The 12,522-nt window shown below is 69.6% G+C and carries 13 protein-coding genes; 9 read left to right on the top strand and 4 right to left on the bottom strand.

Annotation, left to right across the window (positions count from 1 at the left end; all coding sequences use genetic code 11):
* Positions 1–7: 7 nt before the first annotated feature.
* Entirely contained in the window at positions 8–463 is a 456-nt protein-coding gene (locus tag ACJ8AN_RS37295; protein ID WP_407760365.1) for a MarR family winged helix-turn-helix transcriptional regulator, read from the bottom strand.
* Between the two features lie 356 nt (positions 464–819).
* Between ACJ8AN_RS37295 and ACJ8AN_RS37290 the strand changes: the two genes are divergently transcribed.
* Together ACJ8AN_RS37290 and ACJ8AN_RS37285 are read left to right on the top strand one after the other, a co-directional pair.
* Positions 820–1,926: a hypothetical protein gene (locus tag ACJ8AN_RS37290; RefSeq protein WP_407760364.1), complete on the top strand. Its 1,107-nt coding sequence runs from the start codon at positions 820–822 to the stop codon at positions 1,924–1,926.
* A gap of 144 nt (positions 1,927–2,070) precedes the next feature.
* Positions 2,071–2,727 (top strand): M12 family metallopeptidase, encoded by a 657-nt coding sequence (locus tag ACJ8AN_RS37285; RefSeq protein ID WP_407760363.1) that lies wholly within the window; start codon positions 2,071–2,073, stop codon positions 2,725–2,727.
* Between the two features lie 22 nt (positions 2,728–2,749).
* Here ACJ8AN_RS37285 and ACJ8AN_RS37280 read toward each other — a convergent pair whose 3' ends face one another.
* A complete protein-coding gene (locus ACJ8AN_RS37280) occupies positions 2,750–3,811 on the bottom strand; it encodes a patatin-like phospholipase family protein (protein WP_407760362.1) in 1,062 nt (353 codons plus the stop codon).
* 217 nt (positions 3,812–4,028) lie between these two features.
* Between ACJ8AN_RS37280 and ACJ8AN_RS37275 the strand changes: the two genes are divergently transcribed.
* The 4 genes from ACJ8AN_RS37275 to ACJ8AN_RS37260 are packed head-to-tail and all read left to right on the top strand — an operon-like array spanning position 4,029 to position 7,788.
* Entirely contained in the window at positions 4,029–5,174 is a 1,146-nt protein-coding gene (locus ACJ8AN_RS37275) for an anhydro-N-acetylmuramic acid kinase (protein WP_407760361.1), read from the top strand.
* Positions 5,171–6,361, top strand: coding sequence for a GTP-binding protein (locus ACJ8AN_RS37270; RefSeq protein WP_407760360.1), 1,191 nt, complete (start codon positions 5,171–5,173; stop codon positions 6,359–6,361). Before ACJ8AN_RS37275 ends, ACJ8AN_RS37270 begins: the two co-directional genes overlap by 4 nt.
* 59 nt (positions 6,362–6,420) lie before the next feature.
* Positions 6,421–7,137 carry a hypothetical protein gene (locus ACJ8AN_RS37265; protein WP_407760359.1) on the top strand — a complete coding sequence of 239 codons (717 nt, stop codon included), beginning with the start codon at positions 6,421–6,423 and terminating at the stop codon, positions 7,135–7,137.
* A 39-nt stretch (positions 7,138–7,176) separates the two neighbouring features.
* Positions 7,177–7,788, top strand: a complete 612-nt coding sequence (locus ACJ8AN_RS37260; protein WP_407760358.1) for a hypothetical protein — start codon at positions 7,177–7,179, stop codon at positions 7,786–7,788.
* A 12-nt stretch (positions 7,789–7,800) separates the two neighbouring features.
* Here the strand turns inward: ACJ8AN_RS37260 and ACJ8AN_RS37255 are convergent, their stop codons facing one another.
* Complete coding sequence (locus ACJ8AN_RS37255; RefSeq protein WP_407760357.1) at positions 7,801–8,883, bottom strand: DUF4388 domain-containing protein; 1,083 nt, start codon at positions 8,881–8,883, stop codon at positions 7,801–7,803.
* 38 nt (positions 8,884–8,921) lie between these two features.
* Between ACJ8AN_RS37255 and ACJ8AN_RS37250 the strand changes: the two genes are divergently transcribed.
* The 3 genes from ACJ8AN_RS37250 (at position 8,922) to ACJ8AN_RS37240 (ending at position 11,362) form a co-directional block, all read left to right on the top strand.
* The gene (locus ACJ8AN_RS37250) at positions 8,922–9,857 is read left to right on the top strand and encodes a metalloenzyme (RefSeq protein ID WP_407760356.1); all 936 of its coding nucleotides are present in this window, start codon (positions 8,922–8,924) and stop codon (positions 9,855–9,857) included.
* A gap of 47 nt (positions 9,858–9,904) precedes the next feature.
* Entirely contained in the window at positions 9,905–10,735 is an 831-nt protein-coding gene (locus tag ACJ8AN_RS37245; protein WP_407760355.1) for a hypothetical protein, read from the top strand.
* 111 nt (positions 10,736–10,846) lie between these two features.
* Entirely contained in the window at positions 10,847–11,362 is a 516-nt protein-coding gene (locus ACJ8AN_RS37240) for a GbsR/MarR family transcriptional regulator (RefSeq protein ID WP_407760354.1), read from the top strand.
* 61 nt (positions 11,363–11,423) lie between these two features.
* On the opposite strand, the gene ACJ8AN_RS37235 is transcribed toward ACJ8AN_RS37240, so the two are convergent.
* Positions 11,424–12,347, bottom strand: a complete 924-nt coding sequence (locus ACJ8AN_RS37235; RefSeq protein WP_407760353.1) for a hypothetical protein — start codon at positions 12,345–12,347, stop codon at positions 11,424–11,426.
* Between the last annotated feature and the right edge of the window lie 175 nt (positions 12,348–12,522).

Genomic DNA, 12,522 nt, shown 5'->3' with positions numbered 1-12,522 from the left:
GTGCGGATCAGCTCCCGGACAGGGAGAGCCCCAGCTTCTTGCAGAGCGCGCCGAGCTGCTCCTGCTCCTCGGCGGTCAGGGCCCCCATCAGCGCCGCGATGTGGGCGGCGTGGACCGGGAACACCTTCTCGATGACGCGCTGGCCCTCGGGGGTGAGGTTCACCCGCACCACGCGGCGATCCTCCGGGCCGCGCTCGCGGGCTACCCACCCGTTGCGCTCCAGGGTGTCGAGCAGCGCCGTCATGTTGGGGTTGCTGCGCAGCAGCTTGCGGCCCAGCTCGCCCTGGCTCATGGGACCCAGGTGCAGCAGGGCCTCCAGCACCGCGAGCTGGGGCGGGGTCATCTCGAGGCTGGCGAGGTGCCGCTGCAGGTGGCTCCCCAGCGTCTCCATCGCCCGGGTCAGCTTGACGAACGTGTCGAGCGCCCGGGTCTCCCTCGCGCTGCCCTTGAAGTGCGTCGGCATCCTTCCACCCCGAAAAGTTCGTCCCGCGCCTTTTCCAGCCCGAAAGGTTCGTACTGGAAATAACCCGGCGGGGGCCCGGGCGCAAGGAAGAGGCACTCCGGGGCGCTTCTTCCGGACTCCTCCCGGCCCGTTTTCGCAATCCCAGCTCAATCACATATCAATCCGGAGGCAGCGGCTCGCGACCGCGCTCCCCGGCGGCGGCGTCTCCGTGGCGAGGTGCCGCTAGCACTCTGGCGCCCGCCCGCCCGGCCGGTCAGCAACCAAAGACACACATTCTTCTCCACGGGAGGCCGCCTGGACGGTGTCTGGAAATGCGAGGTACCCTCTGCTCCGCCATGCGTGCAGTGCTTCTCGCTTTGACGCTTCTCCTCCCCGCCCTGGCGTCCGCCACGGACGTGCGGGGAACCCTCTCGGGCCAGACGGTCTGGACGAGGAGTGGCAGCCCCTATGTCCTCCAGGGCGATGTCACCGTGGCCTGGGGCGCGAGGCTCACCCTCGAGCCCGGCGTCCAGGTCGTCGCCGCCCCCTCCGACGCGCTGAAGTCCGGGGCCGACCCCGAGCGCGTGGAGCTCATCGTGGATGGGTCGCTGGTGGTGCGCGGCACCCCGGCGCAACCGGTCGCCCTCTCCTCCTCGGGCGGAGACGGCTCCTGGTACGGCATCCGCGTCCGCGGCGGCCGGGGCACGGTCATCGACCATGCCGTCATCACCCGAGCGCACCAGGGCATCGCCCTCGGCATGAGCGCGGTGGTGCGGAACACCTCGGTGCGGGCCGCCACGCGGGATTGTCTCCTCGTGAGCTGGGGCACCCCCACGCTCGAGCACAATGAATTGAATGGCTGCGGCAAACGCGAGCCGGACGCCCGTGTATGGGCGGACGCCCGGGCACGGCAGCCACTGGTGAAGGACAGCGAGGTCTCCGCGCGTGAGCACACCGTGCGGATGGCCTCGCTCACGCGCCCGCCTCCGAGCGAGCCCAGTGTCCGCGGCCGGCGCATCGTCTTCATGCCGGCCAGCCAGGGCCCGCGGGGCCTCATGGTCGCCACCCGCTTCTCGTGGCACCGCGAGCAGCTCCATTCCACCCCCGCTCCCCTGGCGCAGCGCCCCCAGGATTCGCGCCCCGCCACGGTTCGGCCGCTGGCTCGGACCGGGACGCGTGTCGCGGCCTTCCGCCCCAGGGAAGAGGCCCTCGAGCCCCTCAGGCGAAGACCGTGGAGCCCACTCGCGGCGCTTCCTCCCCTCACCCTCCATTCCGGTACGGGCGGCTCCGCCGCGGGGCCTCCCGCCGTCGAGACATGCTCCCGCGAGCCCCAGGTGCTCGAGGCCCCTGAATGCCCTGGCCTCCGCCGCTGGAGGCAGAACCAGGAACGTCTCGGTGAAGCGATGGGGAGGCCCGGGGAACGAAGCCTGGAGCCTCCCGTCCCAGGCCTCGTGGAACGAGGACGCCTCACGGCCCCTGGCTGAGAGGGCCCCGCCCAACGACATTCACACGCCGCTCCCTCGTACACCAGGCAATCGAGCCCCGGTGACGCCACGGGTCCGTCCATCACACCCGCCTGGACGGCCATCCCCCTGTTGCGTCCAACCCAGGCCACGAAGGGGCTGCGTATGTCGAAAAAGAACCTCCTCCCGCTCTCCCTGTCCGCATTGGGCCTGCTTTTGTCCTCGGCGGCGCTCGCGGCCCCCGTGCGCCAGGGCCACGTCCGGGATGCCGCTGCGTCCGGCCAGGTCCAGGCGGTGCGCTACACCGATGAGCAGGGTCTGGCCATCCTCGAGCGGGACATGGTTCTCGGCCCGGTCCAGCTGATGGAGAAGGCCGAGGAACGGATTCGCATGCGGTCCACCGGTGACTCCCAGGCCCTGGGTCTAGAGACCATGGGCATCCTCCCCGTGCGCCAGCGCTGGCCCCAAGGCGTCATTCCCTATTCCGTCTCGCCGGACCTGCCCCACCCGGAGCGCGTCACCGCCGCCCTCCAGCAATGGCAGCAGCGCACGAACATCCGCTTCGTCCAGCGCACCCGCGACAATGCCTCGCGCTACCCCGATTATGTGCTCTTCACGTCCGGAGAGGCCCGCGGCTCCTACGTGGGGAGGGCCGGCGGTGAGCAGCCCCTCACCCTGACGAACGACAGCGACTCCCGCGACGTCCTCCACCTGGTGGGCCACGCCATCGGCCTGGGGCACGAGCAGGAGCGCGTCGCGAGCGGCGAGGGCCCCGACACAGGCGCCATCGCCGCGGTCGCCGCGCTCTACACCCGCAAGTGAGCCCACCACGGGGAGCCGGCTTTCAGGCGCGAGCCTCCGCCCTTCGCTGGTGGAACTGCTCCGCCACCACCTCGCGCCGGCGCTCGCTCCGGCCCTTGCGGAACTCCTCCTTGTAGGCCTCGAAGTCCCAGTGGGCGAGGAAGTCCTCCGCCGCGTCCCGGCCGGATTGGTAGAGCTTCTTCGCACGATCGTTCGAGAGCTCGAACTCGACCGTCCCCACCCCCAGCGTGGGAATGCTGATGGTCCGCGCGAACTGGGCCCGCTCCAGGTAGAGCCGGTCGTGGGCCTCCAGCGCCGTGTGCAGCAGCCCCGACAGCAGATGGCCGAGCCCCTTCAAGCCCTTGGGCTCGTGCTCCACCTTCGGCATCCGCTCCGAGAGCGGCGTCCTCGGATCCGGCTCGACGAGCAACATTCCGAAGGTGGGCCACCGCAGCTCCTGGTCCTCGCCACAATCGAAGAGCCAGACGGGGAAGTTCGACAGCATGCCGCCGTCCACCAGCAGGTGCTCGCGGTTCGTCTTCGGGTTGATGAACCTCACGGGCTCGAAGAACAGGGGGATGCTCATGCTCATCCGCACCGCCAGGGCCACCTCCAATTCCAGCGGCGAGTCGAACCCCAACCGGGCCGCATCGCGCGGCAGCACCAGCAGCTCGCGCGCGGTGAGGTCGGAGACAATCACCTGCAGGCACGACGCCCCGTCATCCACCGGCAGGTCCGCGAAGGTGCGGACCCCCTTGTTCGCGAGCAGCCCGCGCATCCACTCGTAGAAGAAGCGGCCCTCGAAGATACCCTGCTGGAACAGGATGCTGAGCATGGGCCCCGCCCCCGGAATGCGATCCTCCCAGCCCTTGTCCTTGAACTGGTTGAAGTCGAAGGGGCCCGTCTCGGGGAGGAGGACCTGCTTCACCTCGGCCCCCGTGTAGCCCGCGGCGATCAGCGCGGCGGTGATGGCGCCGGCCGAGGTGCCAGCGATCCGCTTCGGTCTGTAGCCCCTCTCGTAGAGGAGGGACCAGGCGCCCGCCAACCCGATTCCCTTCACCCCGCCGCCCTCGCACACCAGATCACAAGAGAGTGCCTCCGCCATGATGAGCTCCTTCGCGACGTGCTCATCGGTAACGATGCGGCGGGTGCGCAGGGGCCGCCACGGCCCTCGAAACATCCCTCCCGCAGGACCGCTCTCCGGGGGTCCGAGCAGCGCCCTCGGGAGGCGGCCCGAGGGACAGGTCCGCAAGTGGGGGATTCTCGTCGTTCCAACCCGGGGGTCCCGGCATCCGTGGGAGCCGGGCCTTACACTGATAGGCATGGACCCGAGCGCCCCTCCCCCCAATTCCCGTCTGTGCGTCGGACTGCTGTCGGGCACCAGCGTGGACGCGGTGGAGGCCGTGCTGTGCCGGATTGAGGGCTCCGGCCCCGAGGCCCGCATCACCCTGCTGGCCCACGTCTCCCGGCCCTTCACCCCCGAGTTCACCCGGCGGGTGCTCGCCGCCGACGACGCGCGCTCCCTGTGCGAGCTCAACTTCGCCCTGGGTGAACGCTTCGCCGAGGCCGCGCTGGAGGTCATCGCCCGCGCCGGCCATCGCCCCGAGGACGTGGACGTCAACGGCTCGCACGGCCAGACGGTGGCCCACCTCCCCGCGAGCCTGTCGGAAACGCCCTCCACGCTGCAACTGGGCGAGCCCGCCGTCATCGCCGAGCGCACCGGCATTCCCGTGGTGAGTGATTTCCGCACCCGGGACGTGGCCGCGGGAGGCCAGGGCGCGCCCCTGGTGCCCTATCTGGACTGGGTGCTCTTCCGGAAGCCGGGCATGGCCCGGGCGCTCCAGAACATCGGCGGCATCGGCAACGTGAGCGTGGTGAGCGACCGGCTCGAGGACACGGTCGCCTTCGACACCGGGCCGGGCAACATGGTGATGGACGGGCTGGCCCGGCTGGCCACCGGCGGCCGGCTCCAGTGCGACCTGGACGGGAGCCTCTCGCGCCAGGGCAAGGTGATGCCGGAGCTGCTGGAGGAGCTGCTCGCGCACCCCTTCCTGGCCCTGCCTCCGCCCCGCAGCGCCGGCCGAGAGGGCTTCGGCGACGCGCTGGTGAAGCGGCTGTGGGAGCGCCACGGGGCCTCGCGCCCCCCTGACTTGCTGGCCACGGCGGTGGCCTTCACGGTGGAGGCCACGGCCCGCGCCTACGAGCGCTGGCTGCTGCCTCGCTTCTCCCTGGAGGCGGTGTACGTCTCCGGCGGCGGCACCCGGAATCCGGTGCTGATGGAGCGCCTGACGGCGAGGCTGGCTCCCCTGCCCGTCCGCCCCCTGGACGTGCTCGGCCTGCCCGAGGGGGCCAAGGAGGCGGTGTGCTTCGCCCTCCTGGCGAACGAGCATCTCTCGGGCACCCCCGCGAATGTTCCATCGGCAACTGGCGCGAGGAGGCGAGTCGTTCTAGGTAAGCTGACACCGTGAGCAGCGTGAACCTGGTGGCCCGCGAAGTGGCCGTGAAAATCGTCTTCTACGGACCGGGCCTGTCCGGCAAGACGACGAGCCTGCGCAAGGTCTACGAGACCGTGCGCCCCGCCCACCGCGGCGAGATGATGTCCATCGCCACCGAGGGAGACCGCACGCTCTTCTTCGACTTCCTGCCCGTGAAGGTGGAGCGGGTGAACGACTGCACCGTGCGGCTCGCGCTGTACACGGTGCCCGGCCAGGTCTTCTACAACGCCACGCGCAAGCTGGTGCTCCAGGGCGCCGATGGCGTGGTGTTCGTGGCGGACTCGCAGCCGGAGATGATGGACGCCAACCGCGAGTCGCTGGCCAACCTGGAGGAGAACCTGCTCGAGCAGGGCATCCGCATGGAGCGCTTCCCGCTGGTGTTCCAGTGGAACAAGCGCGACCTGCCCAAGGCCCTGCCGGTGACGGAGCTGCGCACCGCGCTCAACCCGCGCGGCGTCCCCGACTTCGAGACCGAGGCCCTCAGCGGCCGCGGCGTGATGGATGCCCTCAAGGCCATCACCCGGCTCGTCATCCAGGATTTGCGCGTCAAGCGCATCGTCCCCCCGCCCCGCCCCACCACCCCGGTCACGCCGTCCATCCCCTCGCTGGGCGGCGCCGCCAAGAGCGCCAGTGGTGGAGGCCTGGAGGCCCAGCTCAGCCAGCTCGCGGGACGTACACCCGCGGTGACGGCCCCCGGCTCGGGCACCGCCGCGGCGGCGCGCCCCATGGGCCCCGTCTCCCGCAGCAACATCCCCGCCATTGGCGCCGCGCCCCCGCCGCCCCAGGTGCAGGTGGCGCCTGCCGTCGCGCCGCCGGGCCTCACCGGACAGCGGCCCCTGGGGCCCGCCAGCGCGCTCGCGCCCTCGGATTTGTTCGACCATGCCCGGGCCGCGGAGGGGGCGTTCTCCGCCGGGGATTATGGGACGTGCATCCAGGCCTGCCTCGATGCCGCCCGGCGCGGGCTCGCCTTCGCGGGCGAGGGCCCCGTGGGCGCCCAGGCCCACCTGCTCCACGTGGACGGGGGAGATCTGCTCAAGCTGCAGACGCTCGCGGCCCGCTCCAGCGGCCGGGTGGATGACGCGGCGTTCGCGCTCTATGTGCTGATGCAGATCTTCACCCGGCTGCACGCGGCCGGGCTGCCCGCTCCCGCCACGGAGTAGCGACACTCGAACGCGGTGGGGTAGCCTCATCACCCTGCGCTGGTGTGTCGAGGGAACAGATGCGGCTCTCCGCGTTCGCGATCATGATCCTGCTGGGGCTCGGATGCGCACCGCCCACGGCCATTCCGGGTGTCGTGCGGCCAGGGCCCGGAGAGAGGTTGGCGAGCATTCCGGGCCCCATGCCGGACTTTGGCTCTTTCGATACGGCCTCGGACGCGATCCAGGCCGCTTGTCCCCTCCTGCTGAGCAAGCCCCACGCGACCGCCGGACGCTCGACCGACGAGAATTTCAGGCTCCGCTGGGCCCTCTCGCAGGAGTACTGCGCATGGCTGTACTACACGCCCGATCACAAATACGAGATGAGCATGCTCGCAGCGGGGACGCTTCAAGACGACCCCGGCAAACGCACCTGCGGGCTCCCCCCTGTCGTCGATGACCCAAGGTATCCGCCCGAGAGTCTCGGATACGTCTTCGTCCTGCACACCCACCCGTACGAGAACGTCCTTTCGGACTTCGACATCCGCTTCATCGTCGCCATGGCGGCCGAACATGGAGTGGTCGTCAAGACACGCACGGGCGCGATCCCCATCTCGATCGTGGCGTTCTTCTCGAGGTCCAGCGACATGGAGAACCCGTCCTGCGATGGGTTCTTCCAGTACATTCCGGGGACGGGGGAGTTGTTACGGTGGACCCATCCTCGAGGAGCCTGGGTCCACGAGCTAATGGGAAAGGTCACCTGGATCGATGCGGACACCTACCACATCGACATGCCCTAGACCGCGTCCGAGCCAACCCATGGCCGAGAGTCTCAGACCATGAAGCGATACCTCCCTCTGATCCTCCTTTGTGTCGCCTCGGCAGGATGCCTTCGACATTTCTTCCAGCGGCCAGTCGCCGTGGAGGACGATCGGTCCATCGTCTTCCCCCAGTTCTTCGAGCGCGCTCCCATCGAAGTCGGTGCCCCTGGCCAGCCCTACCAGTTGGATGGAGTCACACTCAGGGCCATTGCCATCGCGGCCGATGACTTCCTGCCTCAGGCCAGGACCAACACACCGTGCTTCGACCGGCAGGAAGCACATATCTATCGGGTCATCCGGCGGGACGACGTCATCTTCGTGCGCATCGACGAGAATCCCGAGTATTGCGGACAGAAATACGGCGGGCTCGATTCGGGCGCGAAGTACGCGATCAGCACGGATGGCCGAATCCTGAGAAAGGTCCTGGACGGGATGGAGGAATACACAGGCCCCGCGGACGGAAGTACACCCGTGCCGAGTGAGCCGGGCATATCGCCCTCCTTCGATCCCGAGCACCTCCAGTCCCTGCCATTCATTCACCCGGCCCCGCGAGACGGGGGCACAGCCGGTCCCCCGCCCTCCCTACCCTCCGACGACGTCACGAGGGACGGAGGCACGCCCTCCCATTGACGGAGGAGCGCCTCAGCGCAGCCGCAGCAGGCCCATCCGCGTCAGCTTGGCGAGCGTCTTGAGCGTGTCCAGCTCCCGCGAGGAGCTGGCCAGGACGAGCGACGACACGTCCCAGTCGCCATTGATGAGCCCCAGCACCTGCCGCTCCTCGGGCTTGAGCAGCGACTGGGCGGACGGATCCGGCAGCGTCACCGGCACCGCCAGCGGCGGCAGCTCCCCGTAGAGCGCCGCCATGTGCTCGCTCTGCACCATGCGCGCGAACTCGCGCACGCGCCGGTCCGTCGGGTCGCTCGCCAGCAGCGAGGAGCACACCAGCTCCGCCGCGTCGTACTGCCCCTCGCGCACCAGCACCGCGCCCTTCTCCAGCATGTCCGTCACCGGATCCACCACCACCTCCGGTGCCCCCTCCACCTCCACCTGTCTGGCGCGCAGCAGCTCGAAGACGCGGCGCGTGACGGACGAGCGCGACAGCGCCAGCGACAGCCGCAGCCGCCCCAGGTTCTGCCCCCCCGCGCACATGGCCAGGATGATCCGGTGCAGGAGCACCTGGCGCGGGCCGGGCTGCACCTTGGAGCGCACCGTCAGCGCGTCCCCCGGCAGCACCCGGTCCACGTCCGCCTGTTCATCCACCCAGCGCAGCGACTCGAAGAGCAGCTCCCGGAGGCTCATCTCGCACGGCGCCCACTCCTCGCCCGAGCGGTCCAGGTCCTCCGTCCAGTGGAAGGCGCCGTGGCCGCCGCGCGTCTGGTCCACCATGGAGCCGAACATCTCCTCGCGCACCAGCTCGCGCACCAGCTTTGGATCCACCTTGTGGGCGCGGATGACGGAGTCCACGTCCTCGCCCCCGGGCGGCAGCGCCTTGAGGGCCGCCAGCACCTCGGCCCCATCCGCCAGCTTCGCCAGGGAGAGCACCCGGGCCACGCGGCCCCAGAGGCCCTCGTTGGCCACGGCCAGCACCTGTCCCGAGAGCAGGAAGAGCTTGCGCTCGCCACCCTCCCAGGAAAGGAGCTGGAGCGTCCCCGTCTTGCGGGAGCTATCCAACCATTGGAGCAGTTCGGGGAGGGGGAAGCTGGAGAAGTCGCCGTGGAGGGCCATGGATGTCTCTATCTGCAACGAGGATACAGTCCGGGGCCATGCGCGTCGCGGTCCTCTTCATTGATGGTGTTGGCATTGGACGGAACGACCCGGAGGCCAATCCGCTCGCCGGCCGCGACTACCTCCTGTCCCACTTCCAGGAGGCCCCTGCCCGTCCCCTGCCCGAGGGGGGCGTGTGCATCCCGGTGGACCCCACCTTCGGGGTGGCCGGGCGCCCGCAGTCCGCCTCCAATCAGACGGCCATCCTCACCGGCCAGCCCGCCCCCGTCCTCATCGGCCGGCACGTGCTGGGCTACCCGGACGCGCCCCTGCGCGAGCTCCTCGCGCGCCACTCCATCGTCAAGCGCCTGGTGGCCGCGGGCCGCAGCGCCACCTTCGCCAACAGCTACCCCGTGGCCTACCTGGACGCGCTGAAGCTCACCCGCCGCCCCTCCACCAGCGCCCCCGAGTTCACCCTCCCCCCGGCCGTCCTGCGACGCCTCAAGCCCTCGGCCACCACGCTGGCCTTCGCCGCCGGGGAGGTGCCCCTGCGCACGCTCGAGGATGCCCGGGCCGGCCAGGGCCTCACCCATGACATCACCGGAGAGCGGGCGCGGGCCCGGAGCCTGTCCGCCCCCCAGCGCACCCCGGCCGAGGCCGCCGAGGTTTTCTGGCGGGTGGCCGGCGAGGCGGACTTCACCTTCTTCGAGCACTACCTGGCGGACGAGGCCGGGCATGCCCGGGACTTCGCCGCCGCGCGCGAGGCCCTGGACACCTTCGATGCCTTCGCCCGGGCCGTCATCGCCACCCGCCCGGCCGGGGCGCGGGTGCTCATCTGCAGCGACCATGGGAACGTGGAGGATCTGACTACACGTTCCCACACCCTCAACCGTGTCCCCGTGCTCTACTTCGGCCCGCCGGAGTCTGGGGTGGAGTCACTGGCCACCGTGGCGGACGTGGGCCGCACCGTGCTGCACTGGTTGGACGTCGAATGAGGATGGCGATGCGAAAGGGCAGGCGCGGGCTGGGAGGAGCGGGACTCGTGGCGGTGGGAGTTTTGTCGCTCCTGGCGGGATGCGCCGCGCCCCGGATGTCCGCCCCCGAGGCGGCGCTCGACGCGTCGATGGAGAGCGCCTCCGGCCGGTTCCGCATCGAATACGCCCCCCGGAACGCCCGGGACGCCGCGCTCATCCGCCAGGGCCTGGACGCGGCGGTGCCCAAACTGGCGCGCTGGGGCGAGCTCCAGGAGACCGTCACCCTCAAGGTGATGCCGGACCACCGGGCGCTGGAGGACGCGGTGCGGCAGCGCGGCCTGGACTGGCTGCGCGCCTGGAGCCGCTACGACGAAGTCTTCGTCCAGGCGCCCTCCTCCTGGGGAGTGGCCGGGGCCACCCAGCCGCAAATCAACGAGCTGCTGCTGCACGAGCTCACCCACAGCCTGATGTACCAGCTCGCGTCGGACCGGCTCGGCTGGTCGCGCAAGCAGATTCCCCTGTGGTTCCGCGAGGGCATGGCCTCCTTCACCGCGGACCAGGCGTACCGGTGGGTGACACTGGAGGAGATCGCCCGGCACCTGGAGCGCCACCCCGAGAGCGATCCGGTACAAAAGCCGGACGATTTGTACCGGGACGATTCGAACCTGGTGTACGGGGCGGCGCACTACGCCTTCAGCTTCCTGGTGAAGCGCTACGGGGAGGACGCCGTGCGCGGCACCCTGCGCGAGATGAAGGACGGGAGGGAATTCCCCCAGGCCTTCGAGAGCGCGGTGGGCTTGAGCCCGGACGCCTTCACGCGCGACTTCATCCGGTATGTCCGCTGGCGCGGCTTCCGCAGCGGGCGCACGCTGCCCAGCGTCGGCCCCCCGCGGAACTGAGCCCGGGTGTTCAGAAATATCTGAATGACATTCACCTACAATCGAATCCCATTCGATTGTCACCGAAGCTCCTTCAGTCTCCACCGAATAGCATTCGAAAGGAGCTGGACGATGACGGTGAGCCGTCCCTCGGACACACGCCCCAGCGGGCGCGCCCTGCCCCAGGTGAGGGAGTCCCTGGGCGAGCTCATCCACCAGCTCGGCGTGCCGCCCATCGCGGGCCGGATGATGGCGTGGCTGGCGCTGTCGGAGTCCGGCTGCGACTCGCTGGACGCAATGTCCGAGGCGCTGGGGGCCAGCAAGGCGTCGGTGAGCAGCATGGCGCGGCTGCTGGCGGAGCGCGGTTTCGTGGAGCGGGTGCCGGTGCTGGAGCGGCGGGATTGTTACCGGCTCCGCGCGGACGCCTGGGAGAATATTCTGCGCACCCGCCTGGCGGCGATCGCCAGCGTGAAGGGGCTCGCCGAGGAGGGGCTCTGGCTGCTCGGCACGGGCGAGCACCCCGCCCGCTCCCGGCTCGAGTCCCTGCGGGAATTCAGCGAGCTGTGCGCCACCCTCGAGCGCGACCTGCCCGCGGTCCTCGGGCGCCTGCGCAAGAGCACAAAAAGAGGCGGCGGGTCCCGGCCGTAGCACCGGAGACCCGCCGCCCGAATTTCAGCAAAGCTCAGTCAGGCGAGGACAGCGGCCTGGACTAGAAGCTCATGGCGCAGAAGCCGCCACCCGAGTGCACCCAGTTCTGCTGGATGAGGTACTGGCGGGCGCCCATCGTCACGTTGTACTTGGAGCCGTTGGAGGCCGTGGACTGGGTGCCGAACGTCCAGGCGCACTTGTCCGCGTTCTCCGCGCCCGAGGAGTCATACCAGGCGTTCAGGTCGGGGTCCGTGGCGGCCTCCTCGAGCTCGTGCGCGAGGATGGAGACCATGCCGTCAGCGCCCACGTTGCCGTTGGGGCTGGAGGCCGACTGGGCCGCGCAGGAGGTCGGGCAGCGAGCCGCGTTACCCACGAAGCTGTACTTGATGTCCGAGCCGGCGATGGTGCCGTGCGTGTGCCAGCCGCAGTACTGGGTGCAGAAGCCCGAGGACGCCGTCACGTCCGAGGACGTCAGCACGAAGTACACCGCGTTGGTGTTCTTGGGCAGCGCGGCGGTGTTGATGGCGTTGGCGACGATCGTCTGGATGGTCGCGTCGGACAGCGAGGTGCCGTAGGGGTAGGCCACCGTGGTGCTGCCGCCGTACACCACCGAGTTGTCGACCTTGCCACCGGTGCTGTTGGTGTAGGTGCTGTTGATGTTGAAGTACGGCGTGACACCGATGGCGCGGGCCCAGTCGGTCAGGATGGTGGTGGCGGTGTTGCCAGCCCAGTTGCCGTACCAGATGTAGTAGATGGTCTTGGTGCCGGTCATGATCGGGCCACCGTGGTTGGTGACGTCGACGGTGGCCTGGCCCGTGGGCTTGCCGGCGTAGCCAAACTCGCTGGCGAGGCCGCCGCCCTTACCCGCGGGCTGCACGTCCACGGAGTCCTGCGTCTGCTGCTCGTCCTGGGACTGCTCCTCCATACCACCGCAACCAACAGCCGCCAGCAGGGAGGACAGAATCACGTAACGCACTGCGCGCATGGGGGGACCCTCTCGTTTCGCCTCAGGGTGCCGGCAGGAAGTTTCCGGTCACGGGCGAAACAATGACTATCACTCCCCGCGATTCTTGAAAAGGGGTATCGCGCGAATTGCCGCTCTTTTTATTCTAGCCCGAATTGCTTGACGATGCAAGCATTTGACAGGGAAATCGGGACAA

Origin of the sequence: Archangium sp., assembly GCF_045802675.1 — a bacterium.
GTDB lineage: Bacteria > Myxococcota > Myxococcia > Myxococcales > Myxococcaceae > Archangium.
Note: the sequence above shows the minus strand (reverse complement) of the source record. Positions and strands in the feature narration are given on the sequence as shown.